The sequence below is a fragment of the Mycolicibacterium lacusdiani genome (assembly GCF_021916785.1).
Classification (GTDB): Bacteria; Actinomycetota; Actinomycetes; order Mycobacteriales; family Mycobacteriaceae; genus Mycobacterium; species Mycobacterium lacusdiani.
Window position 1 is genome coordinate 741,253 of sequence record NZ_JAKCFC010000003.1, and the last position, 21,605, is coordinate 762,857.

At 69.3% G+C, this 21,605-nt stretch carries 15 protein-coding genes; 11 read left to right on the forward strand and 4 right to left on the reverse strand.

The window, feature by feature from the left end:
- Window positions 1-144: 144 nt before the first annotated feature.
- From LOK44_RS13330 to LOK44_RS13365, 8 genes are read left to right on the forward strand one after another with little or no spacing between them, the layout of a single operon-like run.
- Window positions 145-705, forward strand: a complete 561-nt coding sequence (locus tag LOK44_RS13330; protein WP_237570468.1) for a hypothetical protein — start codon at window positions 145-147, stop codon at window positions 703-705.
- 53 nt (window positions 706-758) lie between these two features.
- Window positions 759-2,135, forward strand: coding sequence for a mycothione reductase (locus LOK44_RS13335; protein WP_237570469.1), 1,377 nt, complete (start codon window positions 759-761; stop codon window positions 2,133-2,135).
- Complete coding sequence (zwf, locus tag LOK44_RS13340; protein ID WP_237570471.1) at window positions 2,132-3,535, forward strand: glucose-6-phosphate dehydrogenase; 1,404 nt, start codon at window positions 2,132-2,134, stop codon at window positions 3,533-3,535. Before LOK44_RS13335 ends, zwf begins: the two co-directional genes overlap by 4 nt.
- A complete protein-coding gene (locus LOK44_RS13345; protein WP_237570473.1) occupies window positions 3,525-5,366 on the forward strand; it encodes a glycoside hydrolase family 15 protein in 1,842 nt (613 codons plus the stop codon). Before zwf ends, LOK44_RS13345 begins: the two co-directional genes overlap by 11 nt.
- Window positions 5,363-5,989, forward strand: a complete 627-nt coding sequence (locus LOK44_RS13350; RefSeq protein WP_237570475.1) for a TIGR03085 family metal-binding protein — start codon at window positions 5,363-5,365, stop codon at window positions 5,987-5,989. The genes LOK44_RS13345 and LOK44_RS13350 overlap by 4 nt, the downstream gene beginning before the upstream one ends.
- Window positions 5,990-6,045: 56 nt before the next feature.
- Complete coding sequence (locus LOK44_RS13355; RefSeq protein ID WP_237570477.1) at window positions 6,046-6,978, forward strand: LLM class F420-dependent oxidoreductase; 933 nt, start codon at window positions 6,046-6,048, stop codon at window positions 6,976-6,978.
- Between the two features lie 40 nt (window positions 6,979-7,018).
- Complete coding sequence (locus tag LOK44_RS13360) at window positions 7,019-7,447, forward strand: hypothetical protein (protein ID WP_237570479.1); 429 nt, start codon at window positions 7,019-7,021, stop codon at window positions 7,445-7,447.
- 30 nt (window positions 7,448-7,477) lie between these two features.
- A complete protein-coding gene (locus tag LOK44_RS13365) occupies window positions 7,478-8,068 on the forward strand; it encodes a hypothetical protein (RefSeq protein ID WP_237570481.1) in 591 nt (196 codons plus the stop codon).
- A gap of 6 nt (window positions 8,069-8,074) precedes the next feature.
- Here the strand turns inward: LOK44_RS13365 and LOK44_RS13370 are convergent, their stop codons facing one another.
- The 4 genes from LOK44_RS13370 to LOK44_RS13385 form a co-directional block, all read right to left on the reverse strand.
- Window positions 8,075-9,568 (reverse strand): dynamin family protein, encoded by a 1,494-nt coding sequence (locus tag LOK44_RS13370; RefSeq protein WP_237570483.1) that lies wholly within the window; start codon window positions 9,566-9,568, stop codon window positions 8,075-8,077.
- A 48-nt stretch (window positions 9,569-9,616) separates the two neighbouring features.
- Complete coding sequence (locus tag LOK44_RS13375) at window positions 9,617-11,476, reverse strand: dynamin family protein (RefSeq protein WP_237570485.1); 1,860 nt, start codon at window positions 11,474-11,476, stop codon at window positions 9,617-9,619.
- A gap of 98 nt (window positions 11,477-11,574) precedes the next feature.
- Window positions 11,575-12,627 carry an IniB N-terminal domain-containing protein gene (locus tag LOK44_RS13380; protein ID WP_237570487.1) on the reverse strand — a complete coding sequence of 351 codons (1,053 nt, stop codon included), beginning with the start codon at window positions 12,625-12,627 and terminating at the stop codon, window positions 11,575-11,577.
- 271 nt (window positions 12,628-12,898) lie between these two features.
- A complete protein-coding gene (locus LOK44_RS13385) occupies window positions 12,899-13,447 on the reverse strand; it encodes an Rv0340 family IniB-related protein (protein ID WP_237570489.1) in 549 nt (182 codons plus the stop codon).
- Window positions 13,448-13,733: 286 nt separating this feature from the next.
- Between LOK44_RS13385 and LOK44_RS13390 the strand changes: the two genes are divergently transcribed.
- The 3 genes from LOK44_RS13390 (at window position 13,734) to LOK44_RS13400 (ending at window position 21,598) form a co-directional block, all read left to right on the forward strand.
- Complete coding sequence (locus LOK44_RS13390; protein WP_237570491.1) at window positions 13,734-15,647, forward strand: Hsp70 family protein; 1,914 nt, start codon at window positions 13,734-13,736, stop codon at window positions 15,645-15,647.
- Window positions 15,644-18,160 (forward strand): isoniazid response ATPase/transcriptional regulator IniR, encoded by a 2,517-nt coding sequence (gene iniR / locus LOK44_RS13395; RefSeq protein ID WP_237570493.1) that lies wholly within the window; start codon window positions 15,644-15,646, stop codon window positions 18,158-18,160. Before LOK44_RS13390 ends, iniR begins: the two co-directional genes overlap by 4 nt.
- Window positions 18,161-18,406: 246 nt before the next feature.
- Entirely contained in the window at window positions 18,407-21,598 is a 3,192-nt protein-coding gene (locus LOK44_RS13400) for a (Fe-S)-binding protein (RefSeq protein ID WP_237570495.1), read from the forward strand.
- Window positions 21,599-21,605 lie beyond the last annotated feature (7 nt).

Sequence of the window (21,605 nt, forward strand, 5' to 3'; positions counted from 1 at the left end):
CTCGCGAGCCCGCCACCGCGACGCTGGTGTAGTTCTCGCGAGCGCAGCGCTGCCACCACGACACGGCTTCATAACGACGCGAGTCACGGGGTTAACTCCCGTCACAGCCTGGGTACCGTTGCAGACGACGCGTAGGGAGACATCGTGCGGGTAACACAGCAGGTGACGACGGCGCTGGCGTGCACGGCGATCGTCCTCGGCGGCGCACTGGCCGGCTGCAGCGACCTCGTCGAGGGCAACCCCAGCAACGGCGCGCAGAACCCCACCGAACCCGCCTTCCCCACCACCAGGCCGACACGGTCCACGCCCAGCGCACCGGTGCTACCGCCACTGCCGCCACCTCCCCCCGCCGCTCCCCCCACGGCGGCCGAGGCGCTCCCCGCGTCGAACGGCTACGTCTTCATCCAGACGAAGTCGGGCAAGACGCGCTGCCAGATCAGCATCGACGAGGTGGGCTGCGAGGCGCCGTTCACCAACCCGCCGCAGGTCGACGGCTCACCCGCCAACGGCGTCCGCCTCACCGCCAACGGTGACGAGACGTGGATCGTCGGCAACCTCGGCGACATCCCCGCCGTCACGCTCGACTACCGCCCCTACACCGCGGTCGGCTGGACCATCGACGCGAGCGAGGCGGGCACCAAGTTCGTCAACCAGGCAACCGGGCGCGGCATGTTCGTCGCGATCGAGAACGTCGACGTCTTCTGACCGTAATGTCCACTGCGGTTTAGGCGACCCCAACCAACGGGAAGCTTCCCCGGGTGCATCACGATGTCGTCATCATCGGAACGGGTTCCGGAAACGCCGTCATCGATGACACGTTCGCAGACCTCGACGTCGGCCTGATCGAGGAGCGTCGCGCTGGCGGCACCTGCCTCAACTACGGATGCATCCCGTCGAAGATGCTCGTCTTCTCCGCCGACGTCACCGACACCGTCGCCACCTCGGGACGGTTCAACGTCGACGCGGAGTCCTACGGACTGCGGTGGACGGCACTGCGCGACCGGGTGTTCGGCGTCACCGACGCCCGCTCCGACGAGGGGCGCAAGGGCCGCGAGGACACCGACAACGTCACGTTCCACCAGGGGCACGCGGAGTTCACCGGCCCGCGCCAACTGCGCGTCACCGGCCCGGACGGCACCAGCGTGGACATCACCGCCGGGCAGATCGTCATCGCCAACGGCAGCCGACCGGTGATCCCGCCCGTGGTCGAAGACTCCGGCCTGCCGTACGAGACCTCCGACACGGTCATGCGCATCGACGCCGCGCCCAAGCGACTCGCGATCCTCGGCGGCGGCTACATCGCAGCGGAGCTGGCCCACGTCTTCGCTGCGGCCGGCAGCCACGTCACGATCGTGGAGAAGTCCGATCGGCTGCTCGGGGGACCGCAGGACGGCGAACTCCGCGACGCGTTCACGGCACTGCGGCGCCAGGACTACGACCTTCGTCTCGACACTGAACTGAGCGGCCTGACGGGCAGCCCCGGCGCCCTGGTGCTCGAACTCGACGACGGCAGCACCGTCGAGGCCGACGTGCTGCTCGTCGCCTCCGGCCGCACCCCGAACAGCGACCGCCTCAACCTCGGCGTCTCGGGCGTCGACGTCTCCGATGACGGCAGGATCGTGGTCGACGAGTTCCTCCGCACGACCGCCGAGGGCGTCTTCGCGCTCGGTGACGTGTGTACGCCGATACCGCTCAAGCACGTCGCGAACCGCGAAGCGGAGGTCGTTTCGCACAACCTGCGCCATCCGGATTCGCTGCGCGCCATCGACCGGGAGCGGGTGCCGTCGGCGGTGTTCGCGAATCCGCAGATGGCTTCGGTGGGCATCACCGAGGAGGCGTGCCGCGAGCAGCATCCCGACTACTTGGTGGGTCGCACGCCCTACGCCGACGTCGCCTACGGCTGGGCGCTGCAGGACGACACCGGGTTCTGCAAGGTCCTGGTCGACCGTGAAACCCACCTCGTCCTGGGCGCGCACGTCATGGGACCCCAGGCCGCCACGCTGATCCAGATCTTCGCCGTGGCAATGGAATTCGGCATCCGTGCCGACGACCTGGCGCACCGCCCGTTCTGGATCCACCCCGCCCTGACCGAAGTCGTCGAAAACGCGTTGCGCGATGTGGAGGCTGCCGCATGACAAACCAACTCGAACCCCACGTGTTCGTCCTGTTCGGCGCCACCGGCGATCTGGCGAAGCGCAAGCTGTTCCCCGGCCTGTACAAGCTGGCCGCCGCAGGCCGCATGCCCGACGAGTACGCCATCATCGGTTCCGGCAGGCACTCGCCCGGATCCGACGACGAGTTTCGCGACCACATCCGCGAGGTCCTGCAGGACGCAGTGGACGACGCCGACGACGCCGTGCTGGCAGACCTCCTCGGCCGGTTGACGTTCCAGACCTCCGATGCCGACGACGGCACCGACCTGGCCGGTGCCGTGAATCAGGCCCGCGAGGAGCTGGGGTCGGAGACCAAGACCCTGATCTACCTGTCGCTACCCCCGAAGGCCATGCAGTCGATGATCGGCATGCTCGGCCGCGAACACCTCGCCGACGACGCCCGCGTGGTGGTCGAGAAGCCGTTCGGCACCGACCTCGAGTCGTCCCGCGAACTCGACGCGGCGCTCAAGGACGTCGTCGACGAGTCTCAGGTGTACCGCATCGACCACTTCCTCGGGAAGGAGGCCGTGCAGAATATTCTGGCGATCCGCTTCGCCAACGGTCTCATCGAACCCGCCTGGAACCGTTCGCATCTCGAGTCCGTTCAGATCGACGTGCCCGAGGAGTTGACCATCGAGGGCCGCGGCGGCTTCTACGAGTCGACCGGGTGCTTCCGCGACATGATCTCCACTCACCTGTGCCAGGTACTGGGGTTCGTCGCGATGGAGGCGCCGGTGCACCTCGACGAGGCCTCGGTGCGCAACGAGAAGTCCAAGGTGTTCGCCGCGATGCGACCGCTGGACCCCAAGCGCGTCGTGTTCGGCCAGTACGAGGGGTACCGCGAGGAGGAGGGCGTCGACGACGACTCGGAGGTCGAGACGTACGTCGCGCTGGAGGCGTTCGTGGACACCGAACGCTGGCAGGGCGTTCCGTTCTACCTGCGCACCGGCAAGGCGCTCGCGGCCACGCGCCGCACCGTCACGCTCACGTTCCGCACTCCCCCCGCGGGCAGGTTCGGCGAACAGGCACCGAACCGGCTGGTGCTCGAGCTGACCGACGACCCCGAGTTCGGCGTGCACCTGCGGACCAAGCGGCCCGGTCCCGATCTCGAGATGATGCCGCTGGACTTCCACGTCGCGATCGCCGACGAGGACACCGAGGGCACGCCGCTGGAGGCCTACGAGCGACTGCTCCTCGACGTGATGCGCGGCGACCAAACGCTCTTCACGCGTGCCGACGAGGTGGACCGGCTGTGGGAGGTCTGCCAGCCGGTACTCGACGCACCGCCGAATCCGCTGCCCTACGAACGCGGTTCGTGGGGCCCCGCCGAGGCGCTGGAGATGCCCGGCGGGACCGGGTGGTGGCTACCAGATGGCTCGTGACTGGCTGGCGATCTCGCAGCACGGCCTGATCGGCGATCTGCGGACCTGCGCGCTCGTCGGCACCGACGGCACGATCGACTGGTTCTGCGCACCGCGGTTCGACTCCGCCAGCGTGTTCGGCGCCATCCTCGACCCGGATCAGGGCGGCAGCTGGAGCCTGGCGCCGACGTGCGAGGTCTCCCGCACCCAGCAGTTCTACTTCCCCGACACCGCGGTGCTCATCACCCGGTTCCTCACCGACGACGGCGTCGCGGAGATCCACGACTTCATGCCCGTGCTCGGCGAGGGCGACCCCGAGCACCGGCAGCGGCTGGTCCGCAGGGTCAGCGGCGTGCGCGGCACCATCCGGATGCACATGACGCTCGACGCCCGCCCCGACTACGGCAGGCAGCGGTGCCGCGCCGAGGAGGCCGGCGACGGCGTGCTCGTCACCGGTGACGGCGTACGCCTCGGGCTGGTCTCGTCGACGGCGTTGACGATCGACGAGGGCGACGACAACACCCGCGTGACCGCCGACGTCGAATTGAGCAGGGGCGACACGGCATTGTTCGTGCTGGAGGTGCTCGGCGACGGCGACGACCCATCCTCGAACACCATGGACATGACCGACTCTCTGCTCGGCGCCACCACGACGTTCTGGCGAAAGTGGCTGTCCCAGTCGCGCTACAGCGGGCGGTGGCGGGAGATGGTGCACCGCTCGGCCATCACGCTCAAGCTGCTGACTCACGAACCGACCGGCGCGATCATCGCTGCGCCAACGACCAGCCTGCCGGAACTCATTGGTGGCGAGCGGAATTGGGATTACCGCTACGTGTGGGTCCGGGATGCGGGCTTCGTCCTGTACGCGCTGCTGCGGCTCGGCTTCACCGGCGAGGCGCGGGCGTTCACCGGCTGGCTCTCCAAGCGGATCGGCCGGGAACACCGCCCGCCGAACGACGAGGACGAACTCGGTCCGCTGCGCGTGCTCTACGACATCGACGGCAACATTCCCGGCGCGGAGATCGAACTCGATCACCTACGCGGCTACCGTGATTCGAAGCCGGTACGGGTCGGCAACGCCGCGGTCGGTCAGCTGCAGCTCGACATCTACGGCGAACTGATCGACTCGGTCTACCTGTTCGACAAGTACGGTCCCGGCATCAGCGACGACGCCTGGCACGACGTCGTCGAGGTCGTGGACTGGGTGATGCAGAACTGGGACCGCGATGACGCCAGCATGTGGGAGGCGCGCGGCGAGATCCGGCCGTACACCGTCTCCCGGCTGATGTGCTGGGTGGCGTTGGAGCGCACCATCCGCATCGCCCGCCAGCGCGGGCTACCTGGCGACATCCTCGCGTGGTCGCGGGTTCGCGACGAGATCTACGAGCGCATCATGTCCAAGTGCTGGAACGCCGACCTGCAGACGTTCACGCAGGTCGAGGGCGGCTCGGAACTCGACGCGGGGGTGCTGCTCATGCCGATGGTCAAGTTCCTCTCCCCCGCCGACCCGAAGTTCCTCTCCACGCTCGAGGCGGTGGAGAACGAACTCGTGACTGACAGCCTGGTGTTCCGGTACACCCCGGAGAGCGACGGCCTCGACGGCGAGGAGGGCACGTTCTCGCTGTGCTCGTTCTGGTACGTCGAGGCACTCACCCGGGCGGGCAGGCTCGACGACGCGCAACTGGCGCTGGAGAAGATGTTCACCTACGCCAATCACGTCGGCCTATATGCCGAACAGGTGAGCGCAACCGGCGATCAGGTTGGAAACTTCCCACAGGCGTTCACGCACTTCTCACTCATCAGCGCGGCGATCAACCTCGACCGTGCACTCGACAAGGGGACGACTCGATGACCAGTACCGCTCAACTCGAACGCGCAGCACTCGTCGACACCATGCGCGGCGTCGGCCCGGACCACCCCACCCTCTGTGGTGACTGGACCACCCGAGATCTGGCCGCGCATCTGGTGATTCGCGAGCGACGCGTGGACGCCGCGCCCGGCATCCTGATCCCGAAGTTCGCCGGGTACACGGAGCGGGTGCAGACGCAGGTCGCCGCCGAGACCGACTGGGACGAGCTGCTGGAACTCGTCCGGTCGGGTCCGCCGACGCTGTCGCCGTTCAAGCTGCTCGATCCGCTGATCAACGTGACCGAGATGTTCATCCACCACGAGGACGTGCGGCGCGCGGCGACCGGCTGGGAGCCCCGCCGCCTCGACGACTCGGTCTCGGCGGGGTTGGCCCGCAACGTCTCGTTGATGTCGCGCCTGCTGATGGCAAAGGCGCCCGCCCACGTGACGCTGCGCACGACCGACGGCAAGACCCTGGCCAACCTCGGCAAGGGACCGACGGTCGTGATCACCGGTGAACCGCTGGAGCTCCTGCTGTTCCTCTCCGGCCGCGACGAGGTTCGGCTGACGTTCTCCGGCGACGACGACGCGGTGGCTGCGGTCCGCGAGAACCGCGGCGGGCTGTAGGCCGGGGATAGGCCTCGGCGGGCAGGAGCGCAGCGACCCGGGGATAGGCTCAGCACATGGACTTCCGCGTATTCGTAGAACCACAGCAGGGCGCCACGTACGGTGATCAACTCGCCGTCGCCCAGGCCGCAGAGTCACTCGGATACTCCGCGTTCTTCCGGTCCGACCACTACCTCGCGATGAGCGGCGACGGCCTGCCCGGGCCGACGGACTCATGGGTCACGCTCGGCGGCATCGCCCGCGAGACGTCGACGATCCGCCTCGGCACGATGGTCACCTCGGCCACGTTCCGCCACCCCGGCGTGCTGGCGATCTCGGTGGCGCAGGTCGACGAGATGAGCGGTGGGCGTGTCGAACTCGGCCTCGGCGCGGGGTGGTTCGAAGCCGAGCACCAGGCCTACGCGATCCCGTTCCCGCCGCTCGGCGAGCGCTTCGACCGACTCGGCGAGCAACTCGACATCCTCACCGGCATGTGGAGCACCCCGGTCGGCGAGACGTACGACTTCTTCGGCACCCACTACCAGGTGAGTGAGTCGCCTGCGCTGCCGAAACCCGCGCAGTCACCCGCGCCGCCGATCGTCATCGGTGGCGGCGGGCCCAAGCGCACGCCTGCGCTGACGGCAAAGTACGCCGACGAGTTCAACATGCCGTTCGCGTCGCTGGAGGCGCTGACGGCGCAGTACGAGCGCGTCGCGACGGCGGTCGCCGATGCCGGCAGGGCCGAGGATTCGCTGACCTACTCGGCCGCGTTCGTGCTGTGCGCGGGTCGCGACGAGCAGGACGTCGCACGGCGCGCCGACGCGATCGGCCGCGAGGTCGACGAGCTGCGCGAGAACTCTCCGCTGGCGGGGACGGCGGGTGAGATCGTGGACCGTCTCGGCTCGTTCATCGACGCCGGCGTGCAACGGGTGTATCTGCAGACCCTCGACATGTCCGACCTCGACCACCTCGAGTTCTTCGCCTCCGACGTCGTCGGCCAGTTGATCTGACCCGGCACGTACGGCGAGGTCGCGGCTACTATCGGTGCCCGTGACCGAACCCGCGTGGCACGAGCGCACCTCGACGCTCCTCGCCGCGAGCGTCGGGGCCGTCGCCGTCATCGCCGTCGTGTACTTCCTCATCTCTGCGCTGGTTCGCGATTCCGACGATCCGGGGCCCGCGCAGCAGTACTTCACCGACACCACCACCTCGGGCAGCCGCACCCCCTCGTCGGGGTCGGCGACGACCACCACCGGCACGGTGACCAGCACGAGCCCGCCGATGACGACCGACATCAACGACCCGAACGCCCCGCCGACACCCCCAACGTCGGGTACGGAGACCTCGGGCACGGAGACGTCACCGGGTGAGCCCAGCACGACGACGCGAACCCCGCGTACGACCGATGATGACGATCCGACCACTACCCGGTCACGTCCTCGCCTCAACGAGACCAGGACGCTGTACCCGCGCCCGTGACGGTCACCCCGCGCCCTACCATCGATGGTCATGACGCGTAGCGGACCTCCCGACGACCCGAACCAAGCCTCAGGCGACGACCCGACCCAGTACGCGAGTTACGGCAACCAGGGTTACGGCGATCAGGCCTACGCCAACTACCAGGGTGGCGAGCCGACGGGACCCTACGAGCAGTATCAGACCGGTGCCCAGTACGAGCCCGTGCCGGAGCCCGAGACGCCGTGGTACCGCAAGCCCGGCCCGCTGGTCGCTCTCGGCGCCGTGGCCGCGCTGCTGGTCGCGGCGATCGTCTACCTGGCCATCAACCTCGCCGACGACGACTCCACGACCACCGACGTCACCACGACGACGATCACGTCGGAGACCTCGTCTGCGGGCGTCGCCCCGGAACCGTCCGGCACCGAGACCGTGACGCAGTCGCCGTCGACCTCGGCTGAGACCTCGGCACCGCCGACGACCACGACGACGACCACTGCGCCGCCGACGACGACCACGACCACGACGCCGCCCAGCACTAGCACCAGCACGAGTACCAGTACGAGCACCAGCACCGTCACCGAGACCAGCACGGCGACCCAGACGGTCACCGAGTCGGAGCCGACGCCCGCCGGCCAGCCCTGAGGCGGGTCAGCGGCGCTGGGCCGCGTACTCCGCGACCAGCGCCTCGGCGCTGCGCACCGCGGCCCGGCACGCCCGCGTGGTGAACGGATCGTTGAGCGGGTGGTCGGCGCGGCGCCGCCATCGTTGCGCGGCGGCGAACGCGGCGCGCGGCCCGTCATAGGGCGTGTCGGGCTGTAGTCCGAGCCGGCTGGCCGGGTCGGTGCCCGATCCGCCGATGATGCGCCGCAGCGAGGCCATCTCCTCGTCGTTGAGCGTCGTCGGCCGCGACCGCAGCGCGCTGAGCAGGCGAAGCTCCTCGAAGGCGTGCGTGTCGGCCAGGAGCGGGTCGATGTCGGCCACGATGTACGGCGTCGCGTAGATCGGGTGGGCCTCGACGAAGCGGCGCAGTGACACCAGCGCGGTGTGCGCCTTGAGCAGATCCGAGCGCTGCGCGAACTGCTGGTCGATGACGTCGCGCAGCGCGACGAGGCCGCTGCGCTCGAGCAGTTCGTCGGCCAGCGCCACCGAGTCACTGATCCCCGCCCGCAGCACGGCGATCGAGATGCGGATGCCGAACATGCCGAACCGTTCCAGCAGCGCTGCCCGCGTCGCGGCGTCCACCGGCAGCTGGCTGTCCTCGCGGACGAAGCGGTCGGCCGACAGCATCGCCTTGTTCAGCTCGGTCGCGTCGACCCCGGCGAGTTTCTCGAGCGCCACGAACTCGCTCTGGCGCAGTGTCCGCGCGGTCAGCGCCAGCAGCCCGGACACGGGCACCACGGCCTGGCAGATGCCGGTCTTGTCCATCTCGGCGGTGAAGCGGGTGGCGACGTCCTTCGCCGAGAGCATCGCGTCGATGCGGCCCGCCCCGATCTCGTCGGCGCGCGACGCCACGCCGATGACGCCGAGGGCGCCCGAGGCGCCGCCGACCAGCGTGCCGATCTGCTTGAGCAGTGCGATGTCCGCGGCGTTGAGGGTGCGTAGCAGGAACACGACGGCGTCGACGCGCGGGACGCCGTCCTCGGGCACCAGCAGGCGCAGCGTCCGCTCGGAGACGTCGCGGTTCAGCGACGACGTGCCGGGGGTGTCGATGATGGTGGCGTCGATCAGTTCTGCGGCAGGCCACTCCACGTCGAGGTCGAACACCTCGGCCGGGTCGAGCCGGGTGAAGTCGAACGTCAGACCGCGATCGCGGGGATCACGGGTGATCGGCACGTTCGTCCGGCGCCCGCCGCGGTGGTTCGCCGTGACCCTCGGGGTGGGGCCGTTGCGGAACCAGGTGACGATGCGCGTGGCCTCGGTGGCGTCAGTCGGCGCGATCTCCTCGCCGACGAGTGCGTTCACCAGCGTGGACTTGCCGGCCTTGAGCGTGCCCGCGAGCGCGATCCGGATCGGCTGGTTGAGCCGTCGGCCGATCCAGTCGAGTTCGTCGTGAATGTCGGGGCGGTGTTGGTACGCCGGGTCCGATCGGTACGCCTGCACGGTCCCGGCCAAGATCGCGCGCACCCGATCGCTCGTGCTCATATCGCGCTACCCCGAAGTTCTCCCCTGTGACGTTGCCGGTTCACCAGCCTAGGTGCCGACGGGTGCGGGACTCGGCCCGGTCGCCCGGGTCGACAACTTCTCCGCGTGTTCGGTGACCTGACGCAGGATGTTGAGCTGACGTTCGAGTTCGCGCACGCGTGCGCCGCGCTCGTTCTCCTCGAGCTTCGCCGCGGCGAGGGTGGCCTGCAGCGATTCGCTCAGCGAGCGGTTGGCCTGGTTCGCGATCTCGCGGTAGTGGTCGCGCAGCTGGCGCTGGATTCCCTTGAGCCGGTCGCGGGATTCCTTGGTGACGACGAAGGACACGTCGTCGACGAAGCGGCGCATGTTGTTCTTGGCCTCGCTGCGCACCCGCAGCATGCGGTTGTCCATGTCGTCCTTGTAGGCCTTGCGGCCCAGCAGGGCGCCGGCTCCGATCGACAGCGGGTTGAACATGCCGAGACCGGCGAACGTCGTCAGCATGCCGAACATCATCACGCCGCCGAACGATCCACGCATGCCCGAGACCACCCGGTCGCCGGCACGTACGGGCTTGGCTTCGAGCCGCGAGACCGACTTCAGCTCCCCGAAGCCCTCGCCCATCTCGCGGGCGTCGATGCGCGGCATGTCGATGGCGTCGATGCCTGCCTGCATGAAGACCCGGGCCACTTCGTCGGCGAGCACCTCGGCGCGTTGGTACGCCCAGACGAAGTTGTCACCGACGGCCGTGGCGACGGCGTTCTCGAGTTCGGACCCGATCTCGGCCCAGTGCTGCGTCGGATCGCAGTCGTCGATGACCTTCTCGGTGTACTGGGTGATCGCCCGGAACCGGCCGCGCAGATCGTGTTCGACGTCGGCGGTCAGGTCGGAGATGCCGTCGTTGAGCACCTGCTGCCACAGCGCGGTGTGCGCCATCGCCTCCTGGGCGTCGCGCTTGCGCTGCTCGAGGTCCGCGGTGAGCCGCTCCCGCTCGGAGGGATCGTTGATCGACGCCAGCTCGGAGCTGACGGCGAGCGTCAGATGCTCGGCGGCCGAACGCACTTCGGTCAGCACCTGGTCGCGGACGCGGTCGTTCTCCCGCGACAGCACCTTCTCGCTGAGGAACTTCACGATGGCCGGGAAGTTCGACTCCTCGTTGAGCTCCTTGTCGTTCAGCGAGATGGCATGACTGCGCAGCACCGCGGAGACCGGCACGATCGGGGTGTCGATGCCGGCGCGGCGCAGGTGTGCGACGTTGGCGTCGACGATCTCGCGCCAGTGCGGGTAGAGATCGGTCTTGGTCGCGAGAATCGTTGCCAACGGACAGATCTCGAGCGCCTGCCGGATGAAGGTCATCTCGGGCTCGATGAACTCCTGGCTGGTGTCGCTGACCATCAGGAGCGCGTCGGCGTCGGGCAGCAGACCCAGCGTCGACGCCAGGTGCGGCTGGCCGTGACCGCCGACGCCCGGGGTGTCGACGAAGGCCAGCCCGTTCTTCAGCAGTGGGCTGGGGGCGGTGACCTCGACGCGCAGCACCTCCCTGCCGCCGGCTTCCGGTGCCCGGCGCAGGTCCGTCTGGACCCGGGACGGCGGGATCGGGATCACCTCGGGCTCTTCGCCGTCGCCGTTGGAGACGACGATCTGCGCGGTCGCCTGCTCACCGAACGACACGACGGTCGCCAGGACGGTGGTCTCGTCGTCGCCGACGCGGGCGACGGGCACGTTCAGCAGCGAGTTGAGCAGCTGGCTCTTGCCCTGCTTGAGCTGACCGGCGATCACCACCCGGATCTGCGGGTCGGAGATCCGAACCTTCGCACGGCCGAGGCGCTCGACGAGATCGCCACGGTCGTAGGCAGCGGCGATCTTGGTGCTGTGGTCGATCAGCTCGACGATGACCTTGACCGGTCTTGCCGGTGGGTTCGCTTGCGTCATGGTGTCTCTTCCCCTGCCTGCGTCAGGCCAACGGTAAACGCACGAACTGGCGGGAACCTCGTGGTTCCCGCCAGTCGTGGATCATGCGTCGGTCTCGATCAGAATGCGTCGAAACCGGTGGTGGTGTTGTTGTTCGACGCCAGATCGGTGTCGACGTCGTTGTTCGAGGCGATGTCGGTCTCGATCTCGGTCTCGTTGTTCGAGGCGATCGCGGTGTCGTTGTTCGACCCGATGTTGGACTCGAAGCTCGAGGAGTTGTCCTCGACCGACGTGTTCGCCTCGGTCTCGACCGACGACTGGACCTGGGAGTTGACCGAGTTGTCGACGGTGTTGTCGCTACCCGAGTCGCCACCGATGTTGGTCTGGTCGCCGCCGACGGTGCTGGTGTCGTTGTCGACGATCACGATGCCGCCGCCACCCGCGTTGCCGCCGGAGGCGTCGCCGCCGCCGATGCCGATCAGGCTGCCGCCACCGCTGGCACCTCCGCCGTTGCCACCGCTGGCGTCGACGTCGTTGAGCACGGGGCCTTCGTTGTCTTGGATGACGGTGCTGCCGCCGGTGGCGGTGGTGCCGTTGTCCTCGATGTCGCCGTCGCCGATGTTGACGTTGGAGCCGGTTCCGGCGATGACGTCACCGTTGTTGACGTCGTTGTTGTTGCCGAGGACCGCGCCGTCACCGGTCACGACGTCGCCATCGTTGTCGCCGCCGACGACCACGCCGCCGTTGGTGGCGGTGTTGCTGGTCTTGTCGCCGAAGGTGATGTCACCGAAGCCCAGGTTGAAGGCACCGTTCTGGGCGTTGGCGCCGGCGCTCTGGTCCGGGCTGAACAGATCGTTGTTGCTGGCCAGGTCGGTGTTGTTCCGGCTGGCGAACTCCGTGGCGGTCTGCGGCGCGAACGTCGTCTGCGGGGAGAACGGCGAGGCGAAGTTGTGGTGATCGGACACCGCCCGCTGCAGACCGACGATCGGGTCGCCACCGCCGCCGAGGGCCAGTCCGGCGGGGGCGGCGCTGGCGGCGACGGCCTGGAGCTGGGCCGGGCTGACGCTGGGGAAGCCGGCGTCACGCAGGGCGCCATCGGGGTCCGTCACGAAGGAAGCGGCGACGTCGGGGCTACGGAAGAGGTCGAGGATGTAGTCGATCAGAGTGGTCATCGGACTGCCTTTCGGTTGTGGTTCTCGGACTTGGACGAGGAGCCTGTCGCCGGCTGTCCGGCGAACTGACTACGAATCTATGGACCCGCGAGGCCACCGGGAACGGGGCCGAAACCCCTGCTCTCACCCTGCCATGGTGGGATGCCCCTAGGGTTTACGTTAGGGGATTAGGGGATCAGTGGGGGGTGGCCCGATTGACCTTATGACCTGCCCGAATACGACGACAGCGCGGCCGTTTCCGGCCGCGCTGTCGTGGTGTGCAGGGGTGAATTCAGTTGAACGCGTCGAACCCTTGGGGGTCGGCATTGGGGGTGTCGACGGTGCCGTCGGCGCCTGCCGGCTGCGTCCAGTCGTCGAGGGCGTCGAGGCCCTCGGCCACCGTGCCGTCGTCGATCACCGGCGCATCGAAGGCCAGGCCCGGGTCGTTGGCCGTGGCCACGGTGTTCAGCCCGCCGTCCCAGTCGTCCCACGCCGCGTCCAACACGCCGGGTGCGGCGCCATCGGGCTGGGCGATCAGGTCGTGCACCACGGGCGAGTCGTCGATGCCCTGCAGCGGCAGGTGATCGTCGAACGCGTCGAATGCAGCGGTGGCCGCGCCACTCGACCACACGTTCCCCGCGTCGCCGATGGCGTCGAATCCGGACACCGGCGCCGCAGACAGCGACTCGGTGACCACCGGGATCAAGCTGTTGACGTCCGCACTCGTGACGTCGGTCAGATTCGCCGCGGAGATGGCCTGGGCCGGGTCGGCGGCATACTGGGCCGCGACGTCGGGGTCGCGCACCACCGACATCACGAAGTCGAGTAGCGAGTTCGCCACGGGTCCCCCTCTCTCGTATTCGGTGAGCTGGCAGATCACGCACTGCCTTGCCCGAAATGCTATCGGCGCAGGCAGCCTCGCCGAATCGGTGTCGAACCCAACCCCGGGCGGACGCCGTTAGGGGGTTCGGCGTTAGGGGTTCTCGAACCCTTAGGGGGATCGCCCACACAGCCCCATACCGGCCGCTATGGTGAGTGCTGGTCTTCTGCGCTGCCCTGCGTCCCAAGAGCGCTGCGCGAGGAACCGTCGACACTGCTCCCTCGATCTGACTCAGAGGTCTTCCTACATGAGCGACTCACTCGGACTGTCCGTCGGGACCACGAACCTGGTCGCGGCCGCCATCGGGCGTCCCCCCGTGGTGCGGCGCGCTGCGCTGGCTCTGTTCAACGATCGCGCACCCGAGGTCGGCGACCAGTTCGGTCCGACTCAGCCCGACCTCGTCCTCACCGGCTTCGTCGAGCGGGTCGGCGACCCGGTGCCGATGGTCGCCTCCGACGGCTCGTCGCACCGCGGCGAGGTCGTGCTCGTCGAGGCGTTGGACGCGATGGCCCGTGCCGTCGGCGGCGGCGCGCCCGTCACGATCGCGGTCCCCGCGCACTGGAGCGCGGGCGTCGTCGGCGCCTTGCGAAACGCGTTGCGCAGCAAGCCGAACCTCTCCCCCGGCGGGATGCCGCCCACGCTCGTCCCCGACTCGGCGGCAGCGCTGTCCGCGCTCCGCGTCGCGCCAGGCCTGCCGACCGACGGCGTCGTCGTGCTGTGCGACTTCGGCGCGAACGGCACGAGCGTGACGTTGGCCGATGCGCGCGCCGACATGGCCGTCATCGGCGACACCATCCGCTACCCCGACTTCTCCGGCGATCTGGTCGACCAGTCACTGCTCAACCACGTGATCTCCGGTGTCGCCGACGCGAGCAATCCGGATCCCGCGGGAACCGCGGCGGTCGGCTCCCTGACCAAGCTGCGCGACGACTGCAGGCAGGCCAAGGAGAGGTTGTCCGCCGACACGGCGGCCGTCATCCCGGTCGCCTTGCCCGGCTTCTCCTCCGACGTACGGGTCACCCGGCCAGAACTCGAACGGCTCATCGACCAACCACTCGACGGTTTGATGGGTGCGATCGAACAGTCGTTGCAGCAGTTCAGGATTCCGATGGCGGCCATCACGGCGGTCGCCACCGTCGGCGGCGGCGCCTCGATCCCGCTGGTGACCCAGCGGCTGTCGGAACGGCTGCGCGCGCCCGTCGTGACCACGCCGCAGCCGCAGGTGGTCGGCGCCGCAGGCGCGGCCGTGCTGTCTGCTGGCGGGCTGGGCGACGACGCTACCGGGCTGGCGCCCGTGGCCGACGACGCGACCGGTCTCGCACCGACCATGGGCTGGGTTGCGGGTGCCGGGGCGGCGGGTGTGGCGGCCGGCGCCGCTGCGGGTGCCGCCTTCCCGACCCAGGCCGCGCCGAGCGCCGCCGACACGTCGGCCGCCGACTCGCTGGCCTGGTCCCAGGGCGTCGAAGCCGACGACCCGCTGCCCTACGCCGGTGGCGAGTACGACTACGGCAGCGCGACCGACGCCCGACCGCCGGTCGACTTCGCGGCACGCGACGAGCCCTACGACGACGACGAACCGGGACCGCTGCCCTGGTACAAGCGGCCCCCGCTGCTGTTCGGGGCTGCCGCGGCAGCCGCGCTGCTGGCCGTTGGAGGCTTGGCCGTCACGCTGACCAGCACGTCGACCGACTCGACGCCGGTGACCGAGAACGTCACGATCACGAGCACCGGTGACGACGGCCTGGTGACCACCACCGTCGTGCCGTCCTCGGAGGCCGAGACCTACCGCAACCGTCCGTTGACGACGCCGCCCCCGACCGGTCCTGCGACCACGAATCCGACGTCGGCGCCGACCACAACGACCACCACGACGTCGCCGACCACCACCACGACCACCACGACGACGACCACCACCACCACGACGACCACGACGCCGACCACCACCACGACCACCACGGTTCCGACGACGACCACACCGCCGCCGACCACTACCGTCCCGCCGCCCACGACCACGGTCGCGCCACCGCCCACCACGACGGTCCCCGTCGTCCCGGACACCCCCGACGCGCAGCCGACCGTCCCGGTCGTCGAGCCCGTTCCGGAGGTGGCACCTGCGCCGCCGCCGGTCGCCGAAGTCCCCGTGCTGCCGCTGCTCCCATGACCGCACAGGACGTCGTCGCGACGCTGACGGCGTCACCCACCGAGCCCACGAAGGCGTTGGTGTCGGGTGGGATCGGGTCGGGTAAGTCGTTGGTGCTCAACGGTGTTCGGGCCGCCCTGCGTGCAGCGGGCATCGCCGTCGTCGCCCGCGCGCCACGCGACGGCGACCCGCCGGGAGCCGCCGTCGTCGTCGACGACGCGCACCTACTCGACGACGCCGAACTGCAGCACCTGGCCGACCTGATGGCCGACCCTGCCACGACCGTCATCGTCGCCGCCGAACCGCAGTCCCAGCACCCCGGCCTCACGGCGCTGTCGGCCGCCGCGGCGAGGCAGTCGCCGGTGGTGACCCTGTCTCCGCTGACCCCACCCGAGATCGCCCGTCTGGCAAGTGAAGTCATCGGCTCGGCACCGCCGCTGGAGATGGTGCGGTCGGTGGCGACGGCGACCGCGGGCGTGCCGTTCCTGGTGCGAGCAGCCGTCACCGCTGCCGCGGCACCGGAGGCCGAGTCACCGGGAGCCGCGATCTCCCAGGCCACGCGGGCGGCCCTGATCGAGCGGCTGCGCCGCGCCGACGAGGCGGTCGTGGACACGCTGCTGATCTGCTCGCTGACCCCGGAACTGGGCCCGGACGACGTGGCAGGCGCCCTCGACCTCGAGAGCGCGCCGGTGCACCGACTGGTCGACCGGGCGCGTGCCACCGGCCTGATCGCACCGTCGCACAACCCGACCTTCCTGCGCACCCTGCACCGGTGCCTCGCCCAGATCGTCGGCGCCACCCGGCACCACGAGATCGAGACGAGATTGCTTCGGACGCAACTCGACTCGTCGACACTGACCGTCGACCTCGCGCTCCGGATGGCCGATCACGGCCTGCGCGATCCACTGCTGGCCGACGCGCTGACCGCACTGGCCGATCGCAACCGCGCCCACCCGGCACGCACCGCGCGGCTGTACCGGGCGGCCGCCGAGGTCGACCCCGGCGCGCGCGACTCCCGGTTGGCCGATGCACTGGCGGCCAGCGGCGACTGCGCCACGGCGGGCCGGATCGCCGACGAACTGCTGACATCCGATGTGGCGGGCGAGAAGGCCGCCGCGGTGCGCATTGCGGCCAGCGTGGCGGTGCACGACGGCAGCGCCGCGCAGGCCGCCGAGTTGTTCGCGTGGCTGGGCCCGCACCCCGACGCCGTGATCGCCTCGGCGAACGCCGTCGTGGCCATCGGTGTCGGCGATCCGCAGGCCGCCCGCGCGGCGCTGGCAGCCGAAGCGCAGGGACCACCCACCTCCGATGCGCGCGCGGCCCGCCACCTGGCCGAGGGGTTGATCGCGTCGCTCGACTCGCCCTACCCGGCCGCGATGGCCCGCCTCTCACAGGCGATTTCGGCCAGGCCGTCGGCGCCGAGCGTGACTCCGGACAGCGCGACGGCCGTGGTCGCGCTGACCGCACTGCACGCCGGCGACCCGGTGCGCGCCCGCAGCGTCGTCGGACGGGCACTGGCCGTCCCCGGGGACGAGGCGACCGCGTTCTTCGCCCACCGGCACCGGCTGCTGCTGGGCTGGATCCGGATGCTCGACGGTCAGCTGGCCGCCGCGGGCGCCGACGTGGCCGCCGTGACTGCCACCAATGCGCCGCTGCATCGCCGCGACGCGCTGTGGGCGTCGGCGCTGCAGACCGCGATCGCGCGCCGCAACGGTGACAGCGGTGCCGTCCAGAAGCACTGGTACGCCGCCATGGAGGTGCTCACCGAGTACTCGATGGACCTGTACTCCCTGCTACCGCTGAGCGAACTGTGGATCGCCGCGGCGCGACTGCACCAGGTCGAGCGGCTCACCCACACCGTCGACGAGGCCTTCGACCTGCTCGGCCGGCTCGGCAACCCGACCGCATGGTCGCTCCCCCTGCACTGGGCAGGCGTGCACGCGGGCATCCTCGCGAACTCGCCGGACGCCGTTGCCCCGCACGGACAGGCGCTGACCGCCGCGGCCGCGCACAGCACGTTCGCCCGGTCGCTCGCCCACGCAGGCCGCACCTGGCTGCGGGTGCTGGCCAACCACGTGGAGGTCGACGAGGTCACCGCGGCGGCGAGGTCACTGGCTCAGTTCGGACTGGGGTGGGACGCCACCCGCCTTGCCAGCCAGGCCGCGCTGCAGACGCCCGACGGCCGGATCTCGGCGGCGATGCTCCAGTTGGCGCGCGACCTGAAGGTGATCAGTACCGCGAGCGCGGAGCCGGCCCCGCCCGCCGCGCCGGTCCCTGCGTCGGCGACGGCACCAGCCGGTTCCGCTCCTGCCTCGGACTCGTCGATGCCCAACTGGACCAGGCTGTCCGATCGCGAGCGCGAGGTCGCCGAACTGGTCTTGCAGGGGATGCCCTACCGCGACATCGGCAGTCAGCTGCTGATCTCGGCGAAGACCGTCGAGCACCACGTCGCGCGCATCCGGCGCAGGTTGGGCGCCGAATCGCGGTCGGAGCTGATGTCGATGTTGCGAGCGATCCTGGCGACTCCCAGCTGATTTCACTCATCTCCCACCTGTGACGATGACCACTTTTCCGGTGGCAGGCGCGTGTCGCTCGGCCCGACTACCAGCAACCGGACGGCAATCACTGCCCCGAACAGTGTCTGAACCTAGTTAGTTAGGTCAGCCTTCATAGCGTCGAATGTTCCCAGGATGTAACTATGAGCAGGCATTAGCCCTAAGTTACCCGTCAGTAATGCACAATAAGTTACTGGCAGGTAGCTTCATCTCGGGAGGCAATCGGTGGACACGCTCACCCTCGTCACGATGATCATCGGCGTCATCATGACGCTCGTCGTGGCGGGTCTCGCCGTCAAGCGCGTGCTGTGGCTGACGAAGCTGATCAGGTCCGGCCAGCCGACGCTCGACGAGGGCGGCCGCAAGGACGACCTGAAGACGCGCATCACCACGCAGTTCAAGGAGGTCTTCGCACAGACCCGACTGCTGCGCTGGTCGATCCCCGGCATCGCCCACTTCTTCACGATGTGGGGCTTCTTCGTCCTCGCCACCGTCTACCTCGAGGCCTACGGCGTCCTCTTCTACCCGAAGTTCGCCATCCCGATCGTCGGGCACTGGGAGATCCTCGGCTTCCTGCAGGACTTCTTCGCCGTCGCCGTCTTCCTCGGCATCGCGACCTTCGCCATCATCCGCCTGAGGTCCGAACCCAAGGAGTACGGCCGGGATTCGCGGTTCTACGGTTCGCACACCGGCGGCGCGTGGCTGATCCTCTTCATGATCTTCAACGTCGTCTGGACGTACGCGATCTTCCGTGGCGCCGCCGTCGCCACCGGCAACCTGCCCTACGGCAAGGGCGCCTTCTTCTCCCACGCCATGGGCTGGCTGCTGTCGCCGCTCGGCGAGCACACCAACGAGTACGTCGAGCGCGGCGCGCTGCTGCTGCACATCGGCGTCATGCTGGTCTTCCTGCTGATCGTGCTGCACTCCAAGCACCTTCACATCGGCCTGGCACCGATCAACGTCACGTTCAAGCGCCTGCCCAACGGCTTGGGCCCGCTGCTGCCGATGGAGTCCGGCGGCAAGTACATCGACTTCGAGGATCCCGACGAGGACGCGCAGTTCGGTCGAGGAAAGATAGAGGACTTCACCTGGAAGGCCTATCTGGACTTCACCACGTGTACCGAGTGCGGCCGCTGCCAGTCGCAGTGCCCGGCGTGGAACACCGGAAAGCCGTTGTCGCCCAAGCTCGTCATCATGAACCTGCGCGACCACCTGTTCGCCAAGGCGCCGTACATCCTCGGCGACCAGGAGAGCCCGCTGGAGAACACTCCCTCCGGTGGGCTCGGCGAGGACGTCAAGGGCGAGAAGAAGCACGATCAGGAAAAGCACGCGGAGCACGCCCACGTTCCGGAATCCGGCTTCGAACGCATCCTGGGCTCCGGCCCAGAGCAAGCGACCCGCCCGCTGGTCGGCACCCTCGAAGAGGGCGGCGTCATCGACCCCGACGTGCTGTGGTCCTGCACCACCTGCGGCGCCTGCGTCGAGCAGTGCCCCGTAGACATCGAGCACATCGACCACATCGTCGACATGCGTCGCTACCAGGTGATGGTCGCCTCGGAGTTCCCCGCCGAACTCAGCGGCCTGTTCAAGAATCTCGAGACCAAGGGCAACCCGTGGGGCCAGAGCGCCCGCGAGCGGACCGCCTGGATCAACGAGGTCGACTTCGACGTCCCGGTCTACGGCGAGGACGTCGACTCGTTCGACGGCTTCGAGTACCTCTTCTACGTCGGCTGCGCAGGCGCCTTCGAGGACCGCGCCAAGAAGACCACCAAGGCCGTGGCCGAGCTGCTCGCCGCCGCCGACGTGAAGTTCCTGGTGCTGGGCTCCGCCGAGTCCTGCAACGGCGACTCCGCGCGCCGGTCCGGCAACGAGTTCCTGTTCCAGCAGCTCGCGCAGCAGAACGTCGCGACCATCGACGAACTGTTCGAGGGCGTCGAGACCGTCGACCGCAAGATCGTCGTCACCTGCCCGCACTGCTTCAACACCATCGGTCGCGAGTACCAGCAGCTCGGTACCAATTACACCGTGCTGCACCACACCCAGCTGCTGAACCGGCTGGTTCGCGACAAGAAGCTGGTGCCCGTCAGCCCGGTCAGCCAGGACGTGACCTACCACGACCCGTGCTACCTGGGCCGCCACAACAAGGAGTACGAGGCTCCGCGTGAGCTGATCGGCGCCTCCGGCGCCACGCTCACCGAGATGCCCCGCCACGCCGACCGCGGCCTGTGCTGCGGCGCGGGCGGCGCGCGGATGTGGATGGAAGAGCACATCGGCAAGCGCGTCAACCACGAACGCGTGGAGGAGGCCCTCAACACCGATGCCTCCAAGATCGCGACGGGCTGCCCCTTCTGCCGCGTCATGATGACCGACGGCGTTGGCGACCGCGCCGAGGCCATCGGCAAGCAAGAGGTCGAGGTGCTCGACGTGGCGCAGCTGCTGCTCGCCGCACTCGACAAGGACACGGTCACGCTGCCCGAGAAGGGCGCTGCGGCCAAGTGGTACGCCGAGCGCGCCGACGAGCGCAACGCGAAGGCCGCTGCTTCCGTGCCCGCCGAGATCAAGGCGTCCGAGATCGAGGACGAGCCCGGTGACGTGCCTGCCGCAGAGGCCACGCCGGTGTCCAAGTCCGAAGTGGGGACGTCGGCCGATACCGCAGCCGCACCCGCCAAGGGCGGCCTCGGCCTTGCCTGTGGCGTCAAGAAGCCCGGCGCCAAGGCGTCTGCTCCCGCTGCTGCTCCTGCCGAGACGGCCGCGCCCGCGAAGGGCGGACTCGGCCTGGCCGGTGGCATCAAGAAGCCCGGTGCCAAGAAGGCGGCTCCCGCGTCGGCTGCTGCATCGGCTCCCGCCGAGGCTCCGGCTGCCGAGACTCCCGCGCCCGCCAAGGGCGGACTCGGCCTGGCCGGTGGCATCAAGAAGCCCGGTGCCAAGAAGGCGGCCCCCGCAGCGGCGACGTCCGCTCCCGCGGAGGCACCTGCTTCCGCGTCGGCGCCCGCCGAGGCAGAGTCGACCGCCGAGCCGAAGCCCCCGGCCGCCAAGGGCGGACTGGGTCTGGCCGGTGGGATCAAGAAGCCCGGTGCAAAGAAGGCCGCCCCGGCCGCCCCGGCACCCGCTGCCAGCACAGCTCCCGCTGCACCCGCCGAGGCGCCTGAGGCACCCGCCGCGGCGGCGCCGGAGGCACCTGCGGAGCCGAAGCCGGCAGCCGCCAAGGGCGGACTCGGCCTGGCCGGCGGCATCAAGAAGCCGGGCCAGAAGAAGGCTGCCGCGCCCGCTGCGTCGGCTCCCGCGCCTGCCGAGGCACCCGAGCCTGCCGCACCCGAGCCGAAAGCCGAAGAGTCGCAGCCGGAACCGGCCACGCCGTCGGTCCCGGTGAAGGGCCTCGGGCTGGCTCCTGGCGTGCGTCGCCCCGGCAAGAAGTAGTCGCACG